This window comes from Actinacidiphila paucisporea, from assembly GCF_900142575.1.
Classification (GTDB): Bacteria; Actinomycetota; Actinomycetes; order Streptomycetales; family Streptomycetaceae; genus Actinacidiphila; species Actinacidiphila paucisporea.
The window spans coordinates 56,418-79,298 of record NZ_FRBI01000006.1 but is presented as its reverse complement, the minus strand read 5'-3'; the positions used below and the strand labels follow the sequence as shown (position 1 = coordinate 79,298).

Genomic DNA, 22,881 nt, shown 5'->3' with positions numbered 1-22,881 from the left:
CCGTCCCTCAGGCGCGCTGCGGGCGCAGGGCCACGGCCGTCGCGAGGGCCGTCAGGCAGACGAGGGCGGCCGCGATCAGCAGGCTCAGGCGCATCCCGGTCATGAAGTGCGCCTTGTCGGCGACCAGCGAGCCGAAGAGGGCCACGCTCAGGGCGCCCGCGACCTGGCGGCCCGCGTTGAGCACGCCGGCCGCCAGGCCCGCGCGGTCCGCGGGAACGGCGCCCATCGCCGCGGCGGTCAGCGGCGGGACCGCCAGCGCGCCGCCCAGGCCCAGCGGGATCATCGCGCAGGCCAGCAGCGCGGCCGGCGTGCCGGCGCCGACCGGTAGCAGCAGGAGCAGGCCCGCGGCCATCAGGAGCTGGCCGGCGATCATCGGCAGCCGCGGGCCGTAGCGGTTGCTCAGGCGCCCGGAGATCACGTTGACCGTGGAGATCAGCACCGTCATCGGCAGGAACATCAGCCCCGCGGTGAGCGCGGACTGCCCGCGCACCTCCTGGAAGAACAAGCCCAGGACGAAGAACATCCCGAAGAAGCCGACGCTGAGCGCCGAGCCCGCCGCGATCGAGACGGTGACGACGGGGTTGCGGAACAGGCCGAGCGGCACCACCGGGTGCGGGTGCCGGGACTCGATGGCGAAGAAGGCCGCGCTCGCCACGACCGCCACCCCCGCCGCCGCCCACCCCGCGCCGCCGCCCTCGACCACCGCGAAGGTCAGCGCGGCCAGCGCCAGCACCGCGGTGAGCTGGCCCGGGACGTCCAGCGGCGCCCGGCGGCGCTCCGCGGGCCCGGTGCGGGAGGTGAGCAGCAGGGCGACCACCGCGAAGGGGAGGTTGACCAGGAAGATGCCCCGCCAGTTCCACGCCGTGGTCAGCGCGCCGCCGGCGACCGGGCCGAGCGCGACGGCGGACGAACCGCCCACCGCCCACAGCGAGATCGCCCTGGCCCGCCGGGCGGCGTCGGGGTAGGCCTGCCTGACCAGGGCGAGCGAGGACGGCAGCACCACCGCGGCGGCCACCCCCTGCACGACCCTGGCGCTGATCAGCACGCCGAGCCCGGGCGCCGCACCGCAGGCCAGCGAGGCGGCGGCGAAGACCGCGACGCCGCCGGTGAAGGCCCGCCCCGCGCCGATCCGGTCGGACAGCGCGCCGGTGGACAGCATCAGCGCCGCGAAGGCCAGCGTGTAGCCGTCCACCACCCACTGGAGCGCGGACAGGCCGCCGTGCAGGTCGCCGCCGATCGCGGGCAGCGCCACGTTGACCACGGAGGCGTCGAGGGTGATGAGGAAGAAGCCGAGCAGCGCGGCGGCCAGGGTGCGGCCGGCGGGCGCCGCATCCCGGGTGGGGGAGGGGAGTTGCCCGGTGCGTGCGGTGAGGTCCTGTGACATGTCCACCAGCCTGGCGGCGCCCCGGGGCATACAGTAGTGGCCGGAATGCCAAACACCCGGAGGTTCTGGCCATGGCCGTCGCAGCCCGCCGCCCGCACCGCGTCGTGGTCATCGGGCACCAGCCGGTGTCGATGTTCAACCTCGCCGTGCCCGACATGCTCTTCGCCAAGGTCGAGGTGGACGGACAGCCCGGCTACGAGGTGGAGTTGTGCACCCCCGAGCCCGGCGTGGTCCGCACCAGCGGCGGCGCGGACGTGGTGATCCGCAGCGGGCTCGACGCCGTGGACCGGGCCGACACGGTGATCGTGGCGGGCACCGGCTCCAAGGAGGAGCCCGACCCGCGGGTGCTCGCGGCGCTGCGGGCCGCCGCGGCGGCCGGCAAGCGCGTCGCGTCGATCTGCACCGGGGCCTTCCTGCTGGCCGAGGCGGGCCTGCTCGACGGCCGCCGGGCGACCACGTACTGGACCTACACCAGCGAGTTCACCGACCGCTACCCGGCCGTCGACGTCCAGCCCGACGTCCTGTTCGTGCAGGACGGCCAGCTGGTGACGTCGTCGGGATACGCCGCGGGCATCGACCTGTGCCTGCACATCATCCGCACCGACTTCGGCGCCGCCGTCGCCAACGGCGTGGCCAGGCATGCCCTGGTGGCGCCCGTACGGCCGGGCGGGCAGGCGCAGTTCACCGAGACGCCGCTGCCCGCGGAGACGGGTACGTCCTTCGCCGACACCCGCGCGTGGGCGATGACCCGGCTCGACCAGCCGCTCACCCTCACCGACCTGGCCCGGCACGCGGCGGTCAGCGTGCGCACCCTCACCCGGCGCTTCCACGCCGAGACCGGGCTCAGCCCGCTGCAGTGGCTGCTGCACCAGCGCGTGGACCGGGCCCGCGAGCTGCTGGAGACCACCACGCTGCCCATCGACCAGGTGGCCAGGGCCAGTGGCCTGGGCACGGCGGACTCGCTGCGCCAGCACCTGCTGCGCCGGGTCGGCCTGACCCCCAGCGACTACCGCGGCGCCTTCAGCCGGCTGACCGCCGTGTGAGCTGCCCGGCGGCCCGACCTCGTACAGTGCGGTCATGGGCGACGTGCTGCACATCAGGGGCCGGATCCTGGCCGGACCGGACGAGGTACGCGACGAGTTGTGGGTGGTCGGCGGCCGGATCAGTTACCGGCGGCCCGCCGCGGAAGCGGTGACCGTACGCGGCTGGGCGCTGCCCGGCCTGGTCGACGCGCACTGCCACGTCGGCCTCGACCGGCACGGCGCCGTCGACCGGGACACCGCGGAGAAGCAGGCGCTCGCCGACCGGGAGGCCGGCGCCCTGCTGCTGCGCGACGCCGGATCGCCCAGCGACACCCGCTGGACCGACGAGCGCGAGGACCTGCCGCGGATCATCAGGGCGGGCCGCCACATCGCCCGCACCCGCCGCTACATCCGCAACTACGCCCACGAGGTGGAGCCCGGCGACCTGGCGGCGTACGTGACCCGGGAGGCCAGGCGCGGCGACGGCTGGGTCAAGCTGGTCGGCGACTGGATCGACCGGGACAAGGGCGACCTGGCGCCGTGCTGGCCCAAGGACGCGCTGGCCGAGGCGATCGCCGCCGCCCACCAGGAGGGCGCCCGGGTCACCGCGCACTGCTTCGCCGAGGACTCGCTCGCGGACCTGGTGACCGCCGGCATCGACTGCGTCGAGCACGCCACCGGGCTCACCGACGAGACGATCCCGCTCTTCGCCGCGCACGGCGTCGCCATCGTGCCGACCCTGGTCAACATCGCCACCTTCCCGCGGCTCGCGGACTCCGGCGAGGCCAAGTTCCCGCGCTGGTCCGACCACTTGCGCCGGCTGCACGCCCGCCGCCACGAGACCGTGCGCAACGCCTACGACGCCGGCATCGCCGTCTACACCGGGACGGACGCGGGCGGCAGCCTGCCGCACGGGCTGATCGCCGCCGAGGTCGAGGAGCTGGTCACCGCGGGCCTGCCGGTCCTGGCGGCGCTGTCCGCGGCGACCTGGGGCGCCCGCAGGTGGCTCGGCCGCCCGGGCCTGACCGAGGGCGCGCCGGCCGACCTGGTCGTCTACGACGCCGACCCGCGCGAGGACGTACGGGTGCTCGCCGCGCCGCGCCGGATCGTGCTGCGCGGCACGGTCGTGGGCTGACCCGCCGCACGACGAGCGCGGCTGCCGGGGCAGTTGGCACGGTACGCCGCTGCCGCCGTGCGCGGGCGCGCTGTTGACCGTCCCGTGACGCCCCGGGCCCGCGGAGCGTTGGGCTTGCCCGGCGCGACCGCACGTCACCAAGGGTGCAGCCGTGCTCCTGCCGGGAGGGTGACGCGCGGGAACGGCCGTGCCACCGAATTCGAAGGTGCTCACGGAAACCACTCTTATGGGTGAACTGGCTGCGCGTAGCCGCGGATTCACTCTCCGTGCGTAAACATGGCTGCCCTAGCGCCCCGGCGGCTGTCCCCGGCACCACCCTGCCGCCGGGCGGTCCGTCTTCTCCGATGTCACCCGTGGGGGTCCCACACCGTGTACCGCGCCATCGACTTCCGTCCCTCCGCCCGCCGTTCCGCCCGCCGTTCCGCCCGCCGTTCCGCCCGCCGCTCCGCCGCCGTGGGCGCCGCCGCCGCGCTCGCCGCGGGAGCCGCGGTCCTTGCCCCCGCAGCGCAGGCGGTGCCCGCCGGCGCCGCGGGCGGCGGCACGTCGAGCGCGGCGGTGCTGCGCGCCGGCCTGGACGTCTCGCTGCTCGGCAAGGCCGTCGACGTCCCGGTCGACGCCTCGCTCGACGACGTGCACGCGCCCGCCGACGCCCGGCGGACCGCGCTCACCGTGCAGGTCGGCGGCGGCGTGGAGAACGGCCACGGCGTCACCCTGCTGCGGGCCGACGCGGCCACCGCGAAGGCCACCGCCGACGCGCACGAGGCCGAGGGTTACGCCAACGTCGTGCACGCCCAGGTCCATGTGCCGGGGCTGCCGCTGCTGGCCCTGGTCAAGGTCGACACGATCACCTCCACGGCCAGCTGCGAGGCCGGCCACCGGCCCACCGCGCACTCCGAGTTGCTCGGCCTGACCGTGCTCGGCCGGCGCGTCGCGCTCGGCGCGGTCGGTACGACGGACCTGTCGGTGCCCGGGGTCGGCCGGGTGAGCCTGGACCTCACCACGACCTCGACCACCACGGACACCGCGGCCGCGACCGCGCTGCGGCTCTCCCTGCACCTCAACCCGCTGAGCCTGGGCGTGGCCGAGGTGAGCGGCTCGGTGACGCTGGCGCAGGCCGCCTGCCGGACCCCGCACAAGGGCGGCTCCACGTCGGGCGGTACGAGCACGGGGCCGACCACGGGCGGCGGCACGAGCGGTGCGACGTCGGGCTCGACCGGCGGCTCCACGACGGGCTCCACGACGGGTTCCACGACGGGTTCCACGGCCGGTTCCACGGCCGGCGGGAGTACCAAGGGGACCACCGACGGCGGTGCCGCGAGCGGCGGTTCGGGCACCGGCGGTACGTCCGGCGGCGCCGCCGGCTCCTCGGGCGGCAGCGGACCCGGCGGTTCGACCGGCGCCACCGTCTCCGGCGGCTCGACGGGCGCCTCGTCCGGCACCTCCGGCGGCTCCGACTCGCTCACCCAGACCAACCCCGGCACCGGCGACCTCGCGGAGACCGGGGCCGGTTCCGCCACGCCCTACCTGGCGATCGGCGCCGCGGGCCTGGTGACCGCCGGAGCGGCGGCGTATCTGCTGACCGCCCGGCGCCGCAGGACCGCGGCCCCCGCGGACCCGCTGGACTGACGGGAAACGGCGACCGTTCCGCGGCAAGGTCGCAGGCAAGGCCGCGGGGAAGATCGCCGGCAAGGCCACAGGGAAGGTCACAAGGGGGGAACGAAAGCCTCCAGGGCGGCGTCGTACCACGGACGCCGCCCTCTAGGCTTTGCCCAGGACCGGCAACCCGTCCGCGGTCAGGGCGGGTTGGCACAGGTCCGTCTCAGCCCGGCGCTGGGGGCTACGGACATGGTGGGCGCTGAGCGCACAGGCGGGCGGGGCGGGGCATGACGGACGGGCTTTTCGCGGGACGCTACGAACTGGCCGAGTTGCTCGGCCACGGAGGCATGGCCCGCGTCCACCGCGCCCGGGACATCCGGATGGGCCGTACCGTCGCGGTCAAGACGCTGCTGCCGGACCTGGCCGGCGACCCGGACGCCCGGCGCCGCTTCGCCCGCGAGGCCCAGGCGGCCGGCGCGCTCAACCACCCCGGCATCGTCACCGTCCACGACCAGGACGAGGTCCGCGACGGCGACGAGGTGGTGCCCTACCTCGTCATGGAGTACGTGCGCGGCGGCACGCTGTCCCAACTCGTCCGGCAGGCGGTCTACTTCGCGCCCGAGCGGGCGGCGCGCATCGCCTGCGACATCCTCGACGCGCTCGCCCACGCGCACAGCCGCGGCACCGTCCACCGCGACGTGAAGCCCGCGAACGTGATGGTCACCACGGAAGGCGTCATCAAGGTCGCCGACTTCGGCATCGCCCGCGTCCTGGACACCGACTCCCGGCTGACCACCACCGGGTCCGCGATCGGCACCCCCAGCTACATGTCGCCCGAGCAGGTCAACGGCGCCGAGGTCGACGCCCGCAGCGACGTCTACGCGGTCGGCTGCGTCCTGACCGAACTGCTCACCGGCAGGCCGCCGTTCACCGACGGCAACCCGCTCAACCTGATGTACTGGCACGTCCACACCCCGCCGCCGGCCCCGTCGGCCCGCAATGTGCGGGTGCCGCGGGAACTGGACGCGCTGGTGCTCACCGCGCTCGCCAAGGACCCGGCGGACCGGCATTTCGACGCCGCGGTCTTCCGCGACCGGCTGCGGTCCTGGCTGACCGTCTCCGGGCACGCGGCGCTGCTGGCCGGGCCCGCGGTGCCGCCCGGCGAGGACAGCGCGACCCGCCCGCTGGGCGGCGGCGCCGACCCGAGGGCCACCTTCGGCGCGGGCGCCGGACTCCCGTCCTTCCCGGCCGCGTCCGGCGGCCGGACCCCGTCCGGTGCCGGGTCGCGGATCCCGCCCGCCCCCGCCACGCCGCCGTCCACGCCCCCCGCCCCGTCGCCGCCGTCCACGCCCCCCGCCCCGTCGACGCCTTCCGCGGCTGCCGCCCCGTCGACCCCTTCCGCGGCTGCCGCCCCGTCGCCGCCGCCGCGCACCGCCAACCCGTTCGGCACCGCCCCGGAGCCCACGCCGCCGCCGTCCGCGCCGGCCGAGCACCCGGCGTACGCGCTCAAACCGCAGGTGCCGCTGCCGCCGCCGTACCACCCCGGCACCCCGCCGCCGCTCAACAGCACCGGCGGCACGGGGGAGTTCGACCCGGCCCGGCGTGCCAGGCGGCGTTGGATCGCGGGGGTGTCCGGTCTCGCGGTGGTCGCCGTCGCGGCGACCGTGACGTTCGTCTTCGCCCCCATCGGCGGGGGCGGCGGCGACCCGACGCCGACCCCGCCGACGGGCAGCAACCGGCCGACCGGCACCTCCGTCCAGGAAGCCGCGCTGAAGCTGCACGGCGGCAAGGAGGGCACCGGCTACAGCGGCGGCCTCGACGGGGTGGTGAAGCCGTCGGCCACCAGGGGCGGCACGTTGCAACTGGCCGCGTCCTCCGCCGAGGACGGCATGCTCGACCCGGCGCGCACCTACGCCCAGCCGTCGTGGAATCTGCAACGCCTCTATCTACGCAAGCTGGTGGACTACGCGCCCGTGCCCGGGGCCGCCGGGCGCAAGCTGCTGCCCGACCTCGCCACCGACACCGGCCGCGTCAGCTCCGACGGCCGCACCTGGACCTTCACCCTCAAGCCGGGCCTCACCTACGAGAACGGCGCCCGCATCACGTCACAGGACATCAAGTACGGCATCGAGCGGACCTTCGACCGGTCGGTCTTCGCCGCCGGGCCCAGCTACTTCGTGGACCTGCTCGACCAGGGCCAGAACTACCCGGGCCCGTACAAGGACTCCGACCCGCACAAGCTGGGCCTGCGCTCGATCACCACCCCCGACGCGTCCACCGTCGTCTTCACCCTCGCCAAGCCCTTCGCCGACTTCCGCTACGTGCTGGCGATGTCCATGGCCGCACCCGTTCCGCCCACCGCGGACAAGAACGACGGCAAGGACTTCCAGAACCACCCGCTCAGCAGCGGCCCGTACAAGATCGCCAGTTACGTCGCCAACAGCTCGCTGCACATGGTCCGCAACCCCGACTGGAAGCAGTCGACCGACCTCGTCCACTCCGCCCTTCCCGACGCGATCGACCTGCGGATCTACGCCAGCCAGGACAGCGTCGAGAACGCGCTGCTGTCCGGCGACGTCGACCTGGACCTCAACGGGCAGACGCTGTCCGACTCCGCCGAGGCCAGGGTGCTCAACGACGCGTCGCTGAAGGACCACGCGGACCTCGCCTACACCGGTGCCACCCGCTACCTGAGCCTGCAGACGGACATCGCGCCGTTCACCAACAACGCCTGCCGTAGGGCCATCCAGTACGCCGTCGACCGCTCGCAGATACGAGCCGTGCTCGGCGGGCAGTACGAGGGCGGCGACGTCGCCACCACGATGCTGCCGCCCGTCGTGGACGGCTACGACCCGAACGCCCACCCCTACGGCTACACCGACGGCGCCGCCTACCCGACGCAGGCCAAGCTGCAGTTGACCGACTGCGGCAAACCGGGCGGCTTCGACGTCACCCTCGCGGGACCCTCCAACTCCCCCCGCCTGACGGAGGCCATGACGGTCATCCAGCACACGCTGGCCGCCGTCGGCATCAAGGTCAAGATCGTGCAGGTGGACACGGCCACCTACTACGCCACCCTGGACTCGCCCGCCAAGCTCAAGCAGGCCGGCTGGGGCATGGCCCTGACCGTGTGGGCGGCCGACTGGCCCACCGGCGGCGGGTTCCTGCGCACCCTGATCCAGCCCGGCAGCCCCAGCAACTACGCGGGCCTGGACGACTCCGACCTCAACGCCATCGCCGCCAAGGCCGACACCCTCACCGACCCGGCCGCGGCCGCCGACCAGTGGAAGGACGCGGACGCCACCTTGATGCGCGACTCGGTGATGGTGCCGCTGGTCTACACCCGCCACCTGGTCTACCGCGGCAGCCGGCTCACCAACGCGTACCAGCAGCAGGTGCTGGGCGGGATCGACCTCACCGCGCTGGGAGTCCGGCCATAGCGCCGGCCAGCGCGTCGACGAAGCCGTCGACCGTACGGCGGTCGCGCACCGCCACCCGCAGCCAGTCGGGGCCGAGACCGGGGAAGGTGTCGGCCCTGCGCACCGCGTAACCCGCCTCCCGCAGCCGCTGCCTGACGTCAGCCGCGTCCGGCATCCGCAGCAGCACGAAGGGCGCGGCGGGCGCGTCGCCCGCGACCCGCACCGCGGGGAAGTCCCGCAGCCGGGAGAGCAGATACTCCCGGTCGGCCGCCACCTCCACCGCCGCCGCGGCCGCCTCCGCGAGCGCGTCCGCGCCCACGCACGCGCGGGCCGCCGCCAGCGCGGGTGTCGAGACCGCCCACAGCGGCTGCGCGCGCTCCAGAGCCGCGACCCGATCCCGCCCGCCCAGGACGTAGCCGATGCGCAGCCCGGCGAGCCCCCAGGTCTTGGTGAGGCTGCGCAGCACCAGCAGCCCCGGGACGTCCCGGGCCGCCGCCAGCGACTCCGGCTCGCCCGGCACCGCGTCCATGAAGGCCTCGTCCACCACCAGCGTCCGCCCGGGCCGCGCCAACTCCCGTACCAGCGCAGCAGGATGCAGCACCGACGTCGGGTTGGTCGGATTGCCCAACACCACCAGGTCGGCGTCCCGCGGCACCGCCGCCGGGTCGAGCCGGAAGCCGTTCGCCGCCGCCAGCAGCACCCGGTCCACGTCGTGGCCCGCGGCCCGCAGCGCCGCCTCCGGCTCGGTGAACTGCGGGTGCACCACCACCGCGTGCCGCGGCCGCAGCGCCCTGGCCAGCAGGACGAAGGCCTCCGCCGTGCCCGCCGTCAGCAGCACCTCCCGCTCGTCGGCCCTGCCGTGCCGCAGCGCCACCGCCCGCCGGGCGGCCCGCCCGTCCGGGTAGGCGGCGAGCCCGCCCATCGAGGCCGCGATCCGCTCGGCCAGCCACGAAGGCGGCGTGCCCTGGCGCACGTTGACCGCCAGGTCGACAAGTCCGCCGCCGACCTCCGCGTCGCCGTGGTGCGCCAGGTCGTAGCCGTCCGCGGTGGCCGGTGTGCCGCTTTCAGCCGGTGTGAGCATGGGTGTGCCCGTGGCCGCCGTGCGGGTGGGACGGGTCGTCCGGGTGGTGGTGCGGCTGCTGGGGCAGGCCGACCCGGTCCTCGAAGCCGGGCATCGGCACCCGGTAGACGCAGCTGTCGCAGTTCATCCGCAGATCGCCGCCGACGGCCTCGCGGTAGCGCTCCATGACCAGCTCCGCCAGCTCCGGCGCCGCGCCGATCACCTCCGCGCACCGCACCTCGACGCCGTCCTGCCCGACCGCCCACCCCGCGGCCTGCTCCCGCACCCGGTCCGGCAGGACCCCGCTGAAGAGGAAGTACGGCAGGACCACGACCGTCCGCGCGCCCAGCCGCCGGCAGCGCTCCAGACCCGCGGTGACCGACGGCTCGGCCAGCGACACGAAGGCCGTCTCCACTCCCGCGTAGCCGCGGCCCTCCCACAGCAGCCTGGCCGCCTTGAAGACCTCGGCGTTGGCGTCCGGGTCGGTCGAACCGCGCCCTACCAGCAGCACCGTAGCGGCCGCCCGGTCCGCCCCCGCGAGCGCCTCGTCCACCCGCCGCTCCAGCACCGCGAGCAGCCCCGGATGCGGCCCCAGCGGGCGCCCGTACGCGAACGACGTACCCGGGTGGCGCCGCTCCTCACGGGCCAGCGCCGCCGGTATGTCGCCCTTCGCGTGCCCCGCCGAGACCAGCACCAGCGGCACCGCGGCGAAGTGCCGTACGCCCGCGCCGGCCATCGCCGCGACCGCGTCCGCCAGCGGCGGCGGCGACAGCTCGATGAAGCCGCCGCCGACCGTCAACTCGGGCCGCGCGGCGCCGAGCTGCGCCACGAAGTCACGGAAGGCGGTCGCGCCGGCCGTATCGCGGGTGCCGTGGCCGACGAGGAGGAGTGCGGGAGGCGTCACAGGTCGTTCTCCTTGGGATCTTGCGCGGCGGCGGGGGTGTAGAGCAGCGCGTTGAGCGCGGCGGCGGCCACCGCGGAGCCGCCCTTCTCCGAGATGTTGCTGACGGCGGGCAGCCCCGAGGCGCGCAGCCGCGCCTTGCTCTCCGCGGCGCCCACGAAGCCGACCGGCAGGCCGATCACCAGCGCGGGCGCCGCGTCCAGCGCGAGCAGTTCCTCCAGCGCGGTCGGCGCGCAGCCGATCACCCACAGTGCGCCGGGACCCACCTGCTCGTACGCCAGCCGCACCGCGTGCGCGCTGCGGGTCAGGCCCGGTCCCGCGACGGCGTCGTGCAGCCGGCAGACCGCGCGGCGGCCGGTGATGCCCGCCGCGACCATCCGGACGTCGGCGACGACCGGGGCGCCCGCGTGCAACGCGGCGTGCGCGGCGATCAGTTCGGCCTCGTCGGCGACCAGGTCGTCGGCGTAGGCCAGATCCGCGCTGGAGTGGATCACCCGCTCAAGCACCGCGCGGTGCAGGCGGGGGAGTCCCGAGGTGTCCAGGCGGGAGCGCAGGATGCGAAAGGACTCCTGCTCGATGGGGTGGACCGTGCGGCTCATGCGCCGCCCCCTTGCCACCGGTAGCCGCGCGGGGTGACCATCCGGCCCGCGACGACACGGGACGCGGTGTTGCCGACGGTGACCACCGACACCATGTCGACGGTGGACGGGTCCACGCCGGCGAGCGTGGTGACGGTGACCTCCTCGTCCGGCCGGGACGCGGCCCGTACGACACCGACCGGTGTGCCCGGGCCGCGGTGCTCGGCCAGCAGGGCCAGGGCCTTGGGCAGTTGCCAGTGCCTGCCGCGGCTGCGCGGGTTGTAGAAGGTGACCACCAGGTCCGCCTCGGCGGCCGCCCGCACCCGGCGCTCGATCACCTCCCACGGGGTGTGCAGGTCCGACAGGCTGATCGACACGTGGTCGTGCCCGAGCGGTGCGCCCAGCAGCGCCGCCGCCGCCAGGGCCGCGGTCACGCCCGGGACGCCGACCACGTCGATGTCGTCCGCGGCCTCCGCGAGGGCCGGCGAGGCCATCGCGTACACCCCGGCGTCGCCGCTGCCGATCAGCGCGACCGCGTGCCCCGCGCGGGCCTCGGCCACCGCGGTACGCGCCCGCTCCTCCTCGGCGCCCAGCCCCGACTCCAGCACCCGGCTCCCGGGCGGCAGCAGATCCCGGATCTGCGCCACGTACTGGTCGAGCCCGACGACCACCGACGCGCGCCGCAACTCCGCGGCCGCGCGCGGCGTCACCAGGTCCCGGGCGCCCGGCCCGAGTCCCACCACCGCCAGCCGCCCGCGCGGCCTGCGCCGCGCGACCGCGGCGGTGGCCATCGCCGACTTCTGCTTCTGGACGACGAGTTCGCCCCCCGGACCGGCCGCCAGCAGCGCCGCCGCCTCGGCGACCGACGGCGTACCGACCGCGCGCAGCGGCGCCGCCGACGGATTGGGCACGCTCACCTCCGCGAGCGCGGCCGCCCCGAACGTCACGAGCGGCACCCCCAGGTGTTCCGCCGCCGCCACGATCCCCGCCTCCTGCGCCTTGGCGTCCACGGTGGCCATCCGCCACACGCTCCCCTCGGCGACCCCGCCCGCCGCCAGGGCCGCCCTGACCAGCGTCACCACTTCCGCCACGGCCACCCCGCGGCTCCCCCCGACCCCCACGACCAGCCCCGGCGGCCGCACCAGCACGGTCCGCTCGCCGCCCTCCACCACCCGATCCGTCACCCACACGCGGTAGGCCTCGTGTCCCGCCGGTTCGGCGGTGGTGAGGGGGAGCGGGGGGAGGGGCCAGGTCGTGTCGGACCGCAGGTGGACCGGGGCGCCGTCGAGGAGCGCCCGGGTGACGGCGGGAAGGGCGCCCTCGGCGGGGTAGGGGAGGGTGTCCAGGGCGGGGGTGGAGGTCGCGTCGGTCGCCGTGGTGATGACCGGCGTGGTCGTCAGGACCGCCGAGACCTCCTGCGCGAGCGCGTTGGCCCCCGCGGCGTGGCCGCCGAGGAGGGCGATCGCGTGGCGGTGGGCCTCGTCCACCGTCACCACGGCCGGGTCGGCGGACTTGCTCACCAGCAGCGGGGCGAGCAGGCGGACGGCGGCGCCGGTGGCGAGGAAGACGACCAGCTGGTCGCACTCGGCGAAGGCGGCGCGCAGCAGGTCGCCGACGGGGGCGCCGTCGTAAGCCCGGGTGCGGTCCGGCCACGCGGCGGCGAGCCGGTCGCAGCCGGTCCTGCCCGCAGCCGTGGTGGAGATGAGGCCGATCACGCGGGTGCTCCTTCGGTACGGGGGGTGGCGGGCCGCTCGGCCCACAGGACGAAGACGGGGTTGGCCGCGGCGAGCCGGGTGACCCCGCCGGGCAGCGGGGCGAGCCGGGAGGACTGCAGGAGGACGCCGTCCGCCGTGAACCCGGACGCCCCGAGGGCGGCGCGGACGGCGGCGACCCGGTCGACCGCGGCGAGCGTCACGACGACGGCCCGCCGCGCCCGCCGCGCGCACGCCGCCACGACGTCCGCCACGTCGGAACCGCCGCCGCCGACGAAGACGGCGTCTGGGTCGGGCAGTTGCCCCAGCACCTCGGGCGCCCGGCCGACCACGGCCTCGACGTCCACCCCGTGGGCCGCCGCGTTGGCCCGCACCCGTGCCACCGCCTCGGCGGACTTGTCCACGGCGACGACGGCCGCCCCGAACCGCGCGCACTCCACGGCCACCGACCCGGACCCGGACCCGATGTCCCAGACCAGCTCGCCCGTACGCGGGCCGAGCCGCGCCAGCGCCAGGGCCCGCACCTCGAACTTCGTGACCATGGAGTCCCGGTGCGCGAAGTCCGCCTCCGGCAGCGCCCACCCCGCGGGCGCCGGACGCGGACCGGCGACCGTACCGGCGGCGGCGGGCACCGAGGCGCCCGGCCGCAGGCACAGCACGACGCCGACCGCCTCCCCCCAGTCCCGCCCGGCTGCCTCTTCAGGGGAGACGGAGACCACCGTCTCCCCGGGGGAGCCGAGCCCCGCGGCGACGACCAGCGTGCGGGGCAGTCCCGTACGCGCCAGGGCCGCACCCAATTCCGCGGGACCGGCGCCGGGGCCGGTCAGGACGGCCGCCTTCGGGAAGGCGCGGCACACGTTCACCGCGGCCCGCAGGTCCCGCCCGTGCGCGCTCACCACGACCGCGTCGTCCCAGCTCAGCCCGGCACGGGCGAAGGCGACCGCGACGGACGGCGCCGACGGGCGTATGTCGAGCGCCGCCGCGCCGAACCGCGCGCCCAGCGCACGGACGATCCCGAAGAAGCCCGGGTCGCCGGACGCCAGCACCACCACCCGGCCGCCCGCGGCCGCGCACGCACCGATCTCGTCGAGCGCGGGCGCCAGTGGGCCGAGAACCAACCGCCGTACCCCGGAGGGCAGTTCGGCCGCGGCGAGATGCCGGGCCGCACCGACCACCAGGTCGGCGGCGCCGACCACCGGCGGCGGCCCGCCCGTTCCCGTACCGAGGACCGTGATCACCGCGTCACCCACGGGACTCGCGCAGGGCGCGCCGCGCGACGGGGTCGGCCCGCCGGAAACCGTGGAAGTGCCCGGGATGGTAGAGGTGCGACCGCGTCCCCGACGCTGACAGCGCGGGCCCGACCAGGAAGAGCGTGTGCTTCCACAGGCGGTGCGCCTTGACCGTCTCCTCCAGCGTCGCGATCGTGCAGCGCAGCAGCAACTCCTCGGGCCAGCTCACCTGGTGGGCGACGATCACCGGCGTGTCCGTCGGATAGCCGCCCTCCAGCAGCTCGGCGGCGAGCTGCCCGGACCTGGCGGCGGACAGGAAGACCGCCATCGTCGTCCCGTGCCGGGCGAACTCCCGCACCTCCTCACCCGGCGGCATCGGCGTCTTCCCGCCGCCCAGCCGGGTCAGCACCACCGACTGGGCGACCTCGGGAATCGTCAGCTCCCGCCCGGCCGCCGCCGCGACCGCCGAGAACGACGACACCCCCGGCACGATCTCCACCTCGACGCCCAACTCGGCGCACCGGTCGACCTGCTCCTGCGTACCGCCCCACAACGCCGGGTCGCCGGAGTGGATCCGCGCGCACCGCAGGCCGTCGCGCCGCGCCCGCTCGTAGACCGCGACGACGTCCTCCAGCGACATCGCCGCCGAGTCGAGGATCTCCGCGTCGGGCCTGGCGTGCTCCAGCACCGCCGCCTGCACCAGGCTCGCCGCCCAGATGACGATGTCCGCCTCGGCGATGGCCTTCGCCGCCCGGAAGGTGAGCAGATCGGCCGCGCCGGGCCCCGCTCCCACGATGGTGACCTTGGCGGTCCTGCCGGGGTCGTTCACAGTTTTCCTCCTCTGCCGTCCCGCCGCGCGGGCGCGATCAGCGTCGACAGATACGGCAGCGGGCCGTCGAGCAGCTGCGCCGCCGGACGGATCGACTCCTCGGGCAGGCCCAGCGCGCTGCCCCACACCGCGCCCTCGGTCCTGCCGGTCGCCGCCAGCGCCGCCGCGACCTCGGCCGCGAGCCGGCCGAATTTGTACGCCACCACCGTGCCCGGCCCTTCGAGCGCCGCCTTGAGCACCGCGGCCCCCGCGGTCACCGGCACCAGGGTCAACGGCTCGGTGCCCTCGGCCAGTACGGCCCCGCTGCGGGACGCCAGATCCTGCATCGCGGTGATGCCCGGCACCGTCGCGACCGCCACCCCGGGCAGCAACTCACCGACGGTGTGCGCGAGATACGTGAACGTCGAGTAGACGTTCGGGTCACCGATCGTCGCGAAGGCCACCGACCCCTGCGTGCGCAGCAGTTCGGCTACCCGGGCACCCGCCTCGTCCCACGCGGCCTCACGGCGGGCGCGGTCGGAGCGCTCGTTCAGCGCGAAGACCACCCGGACGACGCGGTCCGCGGCCACGTAGTGCCGCACCGTCGCCTCGGCCCGCCCGGTCTCCCCGGTGTCCATCACCGGGACCACCACGGCGCCCGCCGCACGCAGGGCGTTGACGCCCTTCACCGTCACCAGCTCGGGATCGCCGGGGCCGACCCCGACCCCGGTCAGTCGCAGGTCCATGCGGCACACCTCTCGACGAAACGGGTCGCCAGCGACGGCTCGGCGGCCCAGTGCAGATGCAGATACGAGGCGTGCACGTTCGCGTCCACGAAGCCCTCGGTCTTACGTTCCGGCTGCGTGAAGCCCCACGCGGCGGCGGCGCCCTGCGGGGGGTCGACCGCCGTACGGTGGAATTCGTGCCCGCGCATGCGGGTGCCCTGCGCCGCCAGCGGGCTGTCCGCCAGCGCGACGGCCTCGCGGTAGCCCAGGGTGAGGCGGCCGGTCATCCTCGCCTCGACCGGCAGCCGGCCGCACATCGGGTGGCCGTCGAGGGTGCGGGAGAGGTAGAGCAGGCCCGCGCATTCGGCTGCCACCGGAGCCCGGAGGGCGGCGATCTCCTGGCGGAGGGAATTGTTGGCGGAGAGCTGCTCCGCATGGAGCTCGGGGAAGCCGCCGCCCAGAACGGCCCCCCGAGTGCCCGGGGGGAGGGCTTCGTCGGTGAGCGGGTCGAAGGCGGCGACCACCGCTCCCGCGGCGGTGAGCAGTTCCGCCTGCTCGGCGTAGCGGAAGGTGAAGGCCGGGCCGGTGGCGACGGCCACGACGGGGCGCGAAGCCGGGGCTCCGCCCCGGACCCCCGTCCTCGAACGCCGGACGGGCCGGACCTGCTCGGCCGCCGCGTCCACCTCCGCGTCCGGGTCCCAGGCGTCCCCCGGGAGGGGCGGGGCCGTGCGGGCCAGGGCCAGCAGGGCCGGGAGGTCGCAGGACTCGCGGACGCGGGCGGCGGCGGAACGGACGAACAGGCGTGCGGCGGCGTCGCGTTCGGCGGCGGGCACCAGGCCGAGGTGCCGCGACGGCACCACCAGGTCGTCCTCGCGCCCGAGCGCGCCCAGGCAGGGGACGCCCACCTCTTCGAGCGCGTCGCGCAGGATGCGTTCGTGCCGCGCGGAAGCGACCTTGTTCAGGACGACCGCCCCCAGCCGCAGCCGCGGGTCGAAGGACGCGAAGCCGTGGACGAGCGCGGCCACCGACCGTGCCTGGGCGGACGCGTCGACCACCAGCACCACCGGCGCCCGCAGGATCGTGGCGACCTGGGCGGTGGAGGCGAGTTCACCGTGGCCGGTGGCGCCGTCGAAGAGGCCCATCACGCCTTCCACGACGGCGAGGTCGCAGCCCGCGGCACCGTGCAGGAAGAGCGGGGCGACCCGCTGCGGGCCGCACAGGTACGGGTCGAGGTTGCGGCCGGGGCGTCCGGTGGCGAGCGCGTGGTAGCCGGGGTCGATGTAGTCGGGGCCGACCTTGTGCGGGGACACCGCGAGGCCGGCGCCGGTGAAGGCGGCCATCAGGCCGGTCGCGACGGTGGTCTTGCCGCTGCCGGAGGCGGGCGCGGCGATGACGAGGCGGGCTGCCGTCCGGTCTACCACTCGATGCCCCTCTGCCCCTTCTGGCCGCTGTCCATGGGGTGCTTGACCTTCGACATCTCGGTGACCAGGTCGGCGGCACCGACCAGCGCCGGCGGCGCGTTGCGGCCGGTGATCACGACGTGCTGGGTGCCGGGGCGGTCCCGCAGCACCGACACGACCTCCTCGGTGTCGACCCACCCCCAGTGCATCGGGTAGGCGAACTCGTCGAGCACGTACAGCCGGTAGGTCTCCGCGGCCAGGTCGCGCTTGACCTGCTGCCAGCCCTCGACGGCGGCCTCCTCGCTGCTCTCCGGCGAGCGCTGCACCCACGACCAGCCCTCGCCCATCTTGTGCCAGGCCACCGTGCCGCCCTCGCCGGAGGCGCCCAGCACCCGCAGCGCCCGCTCCTCGCCGACCTTCCACTTGGCGGACTTCACGAACTGGAACACCCCGACCGGCCAGCCCTGATTCCACGCGCGCAGCGCGAGGCCGAAGGCGGCCGTCGACTTCCCCTTGCCGATGCCGGTGTGCACGATCGTCAGCGGGCGGTTGCGGCGCTGCCGGGTCGTCAGACCGTCGTCCGGCACCACTTCCGGCTGTCCCTGCGGCATTACGCGGCCCTCCTGATGTCCTTGACCAGCGCGGAGACCGTGTCGGCCCGCAGTTCGCCGAGCGTGACGGCCACCCCGGCGAGGTCGGCGGCGAGTGCGCCGGCCAGACCCAGGCGTACCGGGCCCGACTCGCAGTCCACGACCACCGCCGCCGTGCCCGAGGCGGCCAGCAGCCGGGCCGCGCGGGCGCCCAGCGCCACCGGTTCCGGGCCGCCGGTGGCCCGCCCGTCGGTCACCACCACCAGCAGCGGGCGCCGCGACGGGTCGCGCAACCGCTCGATCCGCAGCACCTCGTGCGCCTTGAGCAGGCCCGCGGCCAATGGCGTACGGCCCCCGGTCGGCAGCGTCTCCAGCCGCGCCGCGCCCGCGTCCACCGACGACGTCGGCGGCAGCGCCAACTCCGCGCCGGTGCCGCGGAAAGTGACCAGGCCGACCTTGTCGCGCCGCTGGTAGGCGTCGAGCAGCAGCGAAAGCACCGCGCCCTTCACCGCCGACATCCGCTGCCTGGCCGCCATCGAGCCGGACGCGTCGACCACGAAGAGGACCAGGTTGCCCTCGCGGCCCTCCCGCACCGCCGACCGCAGGTCGTCCCTGCGCAGCACGAGTCCCGGCCCGCTGCGGCCCCTTGCCCGCTGATACGGCGCCGCCGCCCGCACCGTCGCCGCCAGATGCAGCTTCCCGAGGGTGCCACCGGCGGGCCGCCGGGCCCCGGTCGTACGCCCCTGCGCGGTCCGCGCCCGCGAACGCCGCCCCGCCGCGCCTTCGCCGAGCCCCGGCACGGTCAACGTCCGCGCCCTGAACGGTTCTTCGGCGGGCGCCGCGGGCTGCTCCCGCGGCGGGCCGCCGGCGGGAGCGTCCGCGGCGGCGGAAGGTGCCGGGCCGTCCGCCCCCGCCGGGCCTTCCTCCGGCTCAGCCTGCGGAGCCGTGGGCGGCGCGGAGCCGTCCCCCGCCCCGTCCTGCGGCTGCGGCGGCTGCTCGCCGCCCCCGTCCGGCCCTCCGCCGGGCCCGCCGTCCGGCCCGGGGTCCGGGTCGTCGTCACCGGCCTCCGCCTTGGCCCGCGCCAGCGTCTCGTCGAGCTTGTCCTCGTCGAGTCCCGGCGCGTCGAAGGGATTGCGGCGCCGCCGGTGCGGCAGCGCCAGCAGCGCCGCCTGCCGTACGTCCTCGGCCAGCACCACCGTGCGGCCCGCCCACGCGGCCAGCGCCGTCGCGGTGCGGGCCATCACGATGTCGGCCCGCATACCGTCGACCTCGAAGGCCGCGCAGGTCGCCGCGATCTGCCGCAGGGCGGCGTCGCCGAGCCGCACCTCGGGCAGCAGCGCGCGGGCGGCGGCGATACGCGCCCGCACCTGCTCCTCCTGCGGCGCCCAACGGCCCGCGAAGCCGGCCGGGTCGGCGTCGTAGGCCAGCCGCCGCCGCACCACCTCGACGCGCTCGTCCGTCTCGCGGGACGCCGCGACCTCGACGGTCAGCCCGAAGCGGTCGAGCAACTGCGGTCGCAGCTCGCCCTCTTCGGGGTTCATCGTGCCGACCAGCAGGAAGCGGGCCGCGTGCCGTACGGAGACGCCTTCGCGCTCGACGTAACTGGCTCCCATCGCCGCCGCGTCCAGCAGCAGGTCGACCAGGTGGTCGTGCAGGAGGTTCACCTCGTCCACGTACAGCACGCCGCGGTGCGCCGCCGCGAGCAGGCCCGGCTCGAAGGACTTGATGCCCTCCGCGAGGGCGCGCTCGATGTCGAGGGCTCCGACCAGGCGGTCTTCGGAGGCGCCGACCGGCAGCTCCACCAGCCTGGCGGGGCGCTCCGCGCCGCCTTCCTCCGAGTGCGGGCCGTCCGGGCACTCCGGGTCGGCGGCCCCGGGCTCGCACGAGAACCTGCACCCGGGCACCACCCGCACGCCGGGCAGCAGCGCGGCCACCGCCCGCACGGCGGTCGACTTGGCGGTGCCCTTCTCACCCCGCACCAGAACGCCCCCCACGGCCGGGGACACGGCGTTGAGCACCAACGCGAGCCGCAGGTCCTCCTGCCCCACCAGGGCACTGAACGGGTACGGCGTGCTCACGAGTCCTCCTCTGTCCCGGTCCTCAACCGCCGGACGGGCTGGTTCTGCCCGGCGTCGAGGGGTGCGTGTCCAAGCCCGTCCGGCGATCGAGGACCGGGGTCCGGGGCGGAGCCCCAGGACGGCAGGGGTCGGGTCATGACTCGCCCTCCAGGTCGCCCTCCAGGGCGAGATAGGTCTCGCGCAGACGAGCGAGCGTCGCCGGATCGGGCGCCGCCCACAGGCCCCGATCCGCCGCTTCGAGCAGCCGCTCGGAAATCCCCCGCAAAGCCCAGGGATTGGACTTCCGCATGAATTCCGAGTTCTCCGCGTCGAAGACGTACTCCGAGGCCAGCCGCTCGTACATCCAGTCGTCCACGACTCCGGCCGTGGCGTCGTAACCGAAGAGGTAGTCCACGGTGGCGGCCATCTCGAAGGCCCCCTTGTAGCCGTGCCGCCGCATCGCCGCCATCCAGCGCGGGTTGACGACCCGCGCCCTGAAGACCCGGTGGGTCTCCTCGCCCAGCGTGCGGGTCCGCACCTGGTCGGTCAGGGCGCTGTCGCCGACATATGCGGACGGGGAGGAGCCGGTGAGATGGCGGACCATCGCCACCATGCCCCCGTGGTATTGGAAGTAGTCGTCCGCGTCGACGAGATCGTGCTCCCGGGTGTCGACGTTCTTGGCCGCCACCTGGATGCGGCGGAAGGCGGCTTCCATGTCGCCGCGCGCGGGGCGGCCGTCGAGGCCGCGGCCGTACGCGTAACCGCCCCACACCGCGTAGACCTCGGCGAGGTCGGCGTCGGAGCGCCAGTTGCGGGCGTCGATCAGCGGCAGCAGGCCGGCACCGTAGGCGCCCGGCTTGGAGCCGAAGATACGGGCGGTGGCCCGGCGGCGGTCGCCGTGCAGGGCGGTGTCCTGGTCGGCGTGCGCGCGGACGTAGTTGGCGTCCGCGGGCTCGTCGAGTTCGGCGACCGCCCGCACCGCGTCGTCCACGAGGGCGACGACGTGCGGGAAGGCGTCGCGGAAGAAGCCGGAGATGCGGACCGTGACGTCGATGCGGGGGCGGCCCAGTTCGGCGGCGGGGACGATCTCGAAGCCGGTGACCCGGCGGGAGGCGTCGTCCCACGTCGGGCGGCAGCCCAGCAGCCAGAGGATCTCGGCGATGTCGTCGCCCTGGGTGCGCATGCAGGAGGTGCCCCACACGGTCAGGCCGACCGACGCCGGGTAGCCGCCGTTGTCGGCGAGGTGCCGGGCGAGCAGGGAGTCGGCGAGCGCGGTGCCGACGTCCCAGGACAGCCGGGACGGGATGGCCTTGGGGTCGACGGAGTAGAAGTTGCGGCCGGTGGGGAGCACGTTGACCAGGCCGCGGGTGGGGGACCCGGAGGGCCCGGCGGGGACGTAACCGCCGCGCAGAGCGTGCAGGATGTTGTCGATCTCGTCGGTGGTGCGGGCCAGCCGGGGGACGACCTCGGTCGCGGCGAAGTCCAGCACCCGTACGGCCTCGGCCACTTCGGCGCCGCCGAGCACGTCCCGTACGGCCTCGGCGGCCGCGTCCGGCGCCCAGTCGCGCAGCTCCATGGTCTCGGCGAGCCGCCTGGCCAGTTGCTCCAGCAGGTCGACGGCGTCGGAGGCGGTGCGTGCCGGGCCGTCCGCCAGAGCGGTCAGCGCGGCAGGCACGGCGGCGGGCGCTCCGGGGACTGCCAGCAACTCCTTCTCGACCAGGCCGAAATGCTCGGCCAGGGCCGCCCGCAGGCCGGGCAGCGCGTCACCGGCGCCGCCCCAGATCTGCGCGGAACGCAGCACCGCCAGCACCAGGTTGACCCGCGCCTCGCCGACCGGGCCGCCGCCCAGGATGTGCAGGCCGTCGCGGATCTGGACGTCCTTGATCTCGCACAGCCAGCCGTCCACGTGCAGCACGAAGTCGTTGAAGTCCCCGTCGTCCGGCTGCTCGTCGACGTGCAGGTCGTGGTGCAGCTCCGCGGTCCGCACCAGTTCCCATATCCGGCTGCGGATCGCGGGGGCCTTCGCCGGGTCGAGATCGTTGACCAGGGCGTACTCGTCCAGGAGTTGCTCGAGTTTGGCGAGGTCGCCGTAGGAGTCGGCGCGGGCCATCGGCGGCACCAGGTGGTCCACGACGGTGGCGTGGCCGCGCCGCTTGGCCTGGGTGCCCTCGCCGGGGTCGTTGACGATGAAGGGGTAGACCAGGGGCAGTTCGCCGAGCACGGCGTCGGGCGCGCAGCCCGCGGACAGCCCGAGGCCCTTGCCCGGCAGCCACTCCATCGTGCCGTGCTTGCCCATGTGCACGATCGCGTCGGCGCCGAAGGTGTGTTCCAGCCAGCGGTAGGCGGCCAGGTAGTGGTGGGAGGGCGGCATGTCGGGGTCGTGGTAGATGGCGATCGGATTCTCGCCGAAGCCGCGCGGCGGCTGGATGAGCACGACCACGTTGCCGAACCGCAGCGACGCCAGCACGATGTCGTCGCCGTCCACGTACAGCGAGCCCGGCGGCTCGCCCCAGTGCCGCACCATCCCGGCCCGCAGGTCCTCGTCCAGGGAGGCGAACCACTCCTGGTAGTCGGCCAGCGGCACCCGCGCCGGGGCCGCGGCGAGCTGCTCCTCGGTCAGCCACTCCACGTCGTGGCCGCCCGCCGCGATCAGCCGGTGGATCAACTCGTCGCCCCCGGCCGGGTGTTCACCCGTCTCGTAGCCCGCGTCCCGCAGCGCTTCCAGCAGCCGTACGGCCGAGGCGGGCGTGTCCAGGCCCACCGCGTTGCCGACCCGCGAGTGCTTGGTCGGGTAGGCGGTGAAGACCAGCGCCAGGCGCGTATCGGCGGGCGGCTTGTGGCGCAGGGCCGCGTGCCGGACCGCGATGCCCGCGATACGGGCGGCCCGCTCCGGGTCCGCGACATAGACCGGCACATCACCCTCACCGGTCTCCTTGAACGAGAACGGCACGGTGATCAGCCGTCCGTCGAACTCGGGGATCGCCACCTGCATCGCCGCGTCCATCGGCGACAGCGCCGCGTCGGACTCCGACCACGCCTTGCGCGACGACGTCAGGCACAGCCCCTGCAGTACGGGCACGTCGAGTTCGGCGAGCGCGCCCACATCCCACGCCTCGTCCGCACCGCCCGCCGACGCGTCGGCCGCGACGGTGCCACCGGAGGCCAGCACCGTCGCCACGATCACGTCGGCGCGTCCCAACAGGTCGTACAGGCCCTCATCGGCTGCGCCGTCCTGTGTCGTGCGCGCTTCGCCTCGACTCCGCTG

Annotated in this window: 16 protein-coding genes; 4 read left to right on the top strand and 12 right to left on the bottom strand. The window is 75.3% G+C overall.

What is annotated here, in order from left to right:
• Nucleotides 1–7: 7 nt before the first annotated feature.
• A complete protein-coding gene (locus BUE44_RS11810; protein WP_073497518.1) occupies nucleotides 8–1,384 on the bottom strand; it encodes an MFS transporter in 1,377 nt (458 codons plus the stop codon).
• A gap of 71 nt (nucleotides 1,385–1,455) precedes the next feature.
• On the opposite strand from BUE44_RS11810, the gene BUE44_RS11805 reads away from it, so the two are divergent.
• The 4 genes from BUE44_RS11805 to BUE44_RS11790 all read left to right on the top strand — a co-directional run bounded on the left by BUE44_RS11805 (nucleotide 1,456) and on the right by BUE44_RS11790 (nucleotide 8,577).
• Complete coding sequence (locus BUE44_RS11805) at nucleotides 1,456–2,427, top strand: GlxA family transcriptional regulator (RefSeq protein WP_073497033.1); 972 nt, start codon at nucleotides 1,456–1,458, stop codon at nucleotides 2,425–2,427.
• Between the two features lie 34 nt (nucleotides 2,428–2,461).
• Nucleotides 2,462–3,541 (top strand): amidohydrolase family protein, encoded by a 1,080-nt coding sequence (locus BUE44_RS11800; RefSeq protein ID WP_073497031.1) that lies wholly within the window; start codon nucleotides 2,462–2,464, stop codon nucleotides 3,539–3,541.
• 369 nt (nucleotides 3,542–3,910) lie between these two features.
• A complete protein-coding gene (locus BUE44_RS11795) occupies nucleotides 3,911–5,167 on the top strand; it encodes an SCO1860 family LAETG-anchored protein (protein ID WP_235002065.1) in 1,257 nt (418 codons plus the stop codon).
• Nucleotides 5,168–5,424: 257 nt separating this feature from the next.
• Nucleotides 5,425–8,577, top strand: a complete 3,153-nt coding sequence (locus tag BUE44_RS11790; RefSeq protein WP_073497029.1) for an ABC transporter substrate-binding protein — start codon at nucleotides 5,425–5,427, stop codon at nucleotides 8,575–8,577.
• Here BUE44_RS11790 and cobC read toward each other — a convergent pair.
• The 11 genes from cobC to cobN form a co-directional block, all read right to left on the bottom strand.
• Nucleotides 8,552–9,637, bottom strand: a complete 1,086-nt coding sequence (cobC, locus tag BUE44_RS11785; RefSeq protein WP_073497027.1) for an Rv2231c family pyridoxal phosphate-dependent protein CobC — start codon at nucleotides 9,635–9,637, stop codon at nucleotides 8,552–8,554. The two genes, BUE44_RS11790 and cobC, sit on opposite strands and share 26 nt — an antisense overlap.
• Entirely contained in the window at nucleotides 9,621–10,520 is a 900-nt protein-coding gene (locus tag BUE44_RS11780) for a sirohydrochlorin chelatase (protein ID WP_073497025.1), read from the bottom strand. The genes cobC and BUE44_RS11780 overlap by 17 nt, the downstream gene beginning before the upstream one ends.
• Nucleotides 10,517–11,116 carry a precorrin-8X methylmutase gene (locus BUE44_RS11775; protein ID WP_073497024.1) on the bottom strand — a complete coding sequence of 200 codons (600 nt, stop codon included), beginning with the start codon at nucleotides 11,114–11,116 and terminating at the stop codon, nucleotides 10,517–10,519. The genes BUE44_RS11780 and BUE44_RS11775 overlap by 4 nt, the downstream gene beginning before the upstream one ends.
• Nucleotides 11,113–12,810: a precorrin-3B C(17)-methyltransferase gene (gene cobJ / locus BUE44_RS11770; RefSeq protein WP_073497022.1), complete on the bottom strand. Its 1,698-nt coding sequence runs from the start codon at nucleotides 12,808–12,810 to the stop codon at nucleotides 11,113–11,115. The genes BUE44_RS11775 and cobJ overlap by 4 nt, the downstream gene beginning before the upstream one ends.
• Nucleotides 12,807–14,045: a bifunctional cobalt-precorrin-7 (C(5))-methyltransferase/cobalt-precorrin-6B (C(15))-methyltransferase gene (locus tag BUE44_RS11765; RefSeq protein WP_073497514.1), complete on the bottom strand. Its 1,239-nt coding sequence runs from the start codon at nucleotides 14,043–14,045 to the stop codon at nucleotides 12,807–12,809. Before BUE44_RS11765 ends, cobJ begins: the two co-directional genes overlap by 4 nt.
• 4 nt (nucleotides 14,046–14,049) lie before the next feature.
• Nucleotides 14,050–14,865 carry a precorrin-4 C(11)-methyltransferase gene (cobM, locus tag BUE44_RS11760; RefSeq protein ID WP_073497020.1) on the bottom strand — a complete coding sequence of 272 codons (816 nt, stop codon included), beginning with the start codon at nucleotides 14,863–14,865 and terminating at the stop codon, nucleotides 14,050–14,052.
• Nucleotides 14,862–15,590 (bottom strand): precorrin-2 C(20)-methyltransferase, encoded by a 729-nt coding sequence (gene cobI / locus BUE44_RS11755; RefSeq protein ID WP_073497018.1) that lies wholly within the window; start codon nucleotides 15,588–15,590, stop codon nucleotides 14,862–14,864. Before cobI ends, cobM begins: the two co-directional genes overlap by 4 nt.
• Nucleotides 15,575–16,990 carry a cobyrinate a,c-diamide synthase gene (locus BUE44_RS11750; protein ID WP_073497016.1) on the bottom strand — a complete coding sequence of 472 codons (1,416 nt, stop codon included), beginning with the start codon at nucleotides 16,988–16,990 and terminating at the stop codon, nucleotides 15,575–15,577. Before BUE44_RS11750 ends, cobI begins: the two co-directional genes overlap by 16 nt.
• Entirely contained in the window at nucleotides 16,984–17,580 is a 597-nt protein-coding gene (gene cobO / locus BUE44_RS11745) for a cob(I)yrinic acid a,c-diamide adenosyltransferase (protein ID WP_073497014.1), read from the bottom strand. The genes BUE44_RS11750 and cobO overlap by 7 nt, the downstream gene beginning before the upstream one ends.
• Nucleotides 17,580–19,637 (bottom strand): putative cobaltochelatase, encoded by a 2,058-nt coding sequence (locus BUE44_RS11740; RefSeq protein WP_073497012.1) that lies wholly within the window; start codon nucleotides 19,635–19,637, stop codon nucleotides 17,580–17,582. Before BUE44_RS11740 ends, cobO begins: the two co-directional genes overlap by 1 nt.
• A gap of 133 nt (nucleotides 19,638–19,770) precedes the next feature.
• On the bottom strand, nucleotides 19,771–22,881 hold a 3,111-nt coding region (gene cobN, locus BUE44_RS11735; protein ID WP_073497010.1), incomplete at its 5' end, for a cobaltochelatase subunit CobN.

What these genes read in the sequence shown, in the direction of transcription:
- BUE44_RS11810 (WP_073497518.1), bottom strand. Translation starts at nt 1,384, where the DNA reads ATGTCACAGGACCTCACCGCACGCACCGGGCAACTCCCCTCCCCCACC.
- BUE44_RS11805 (WP_073497033.1), top strand. Translation starts at nt 1,456, where the DNA reads ATGGCCGTCGCAGCCCGCCGCCCGCACCGCGTCGTGGTCATCGGGCAC.
- BUE44_RS11800 (WP_073497031.1), top strand. Translation starts at nt 2,462, where the DNA reads ATGGGCGACGTGCTGCACATCAGGGGCCGGATCCTGGCCGGACCGGAC.
- BUE44_RS11790 (WP_073497029.1), top strand. Translation starts at nt 5,425, where the DNA reads ATGACGGACGGGCTTTTCGCGGGACGCTACGAACTGGCCGAGTTGCTC.
- cobC (WP_073497027.1), bottom strand. Translation starts at nt 9,637, where the DNA reads ATGCTCACACCGGCTGAAAGCGGCACACCGGCCACCGCGGACGGCTAC.
- BUE44_RS11775 (WP_073497024.1), bottom strand. Translation starts at nt 11,116, where the DNA reads ATGAGCCGCACGGTCCACCCCATCGAGCAGGAGTCCTTTCGCATCCTG.
- cobI (WP_073497018.1), bottom strand. Translation starts at nt 15,590, where the DNA reads ATGGACCTGCGACTGACCGGGGTCGGGGTCGGCCCCGGCGATCCCGAG.
- cobO (WP_073497014.1), bottom strand. Translation starts at nt 17,580, where the DNA reads ATGCCGCAGGGACAGCCGGAAGTGGTGCCGGACGACGGTCTGACGACC.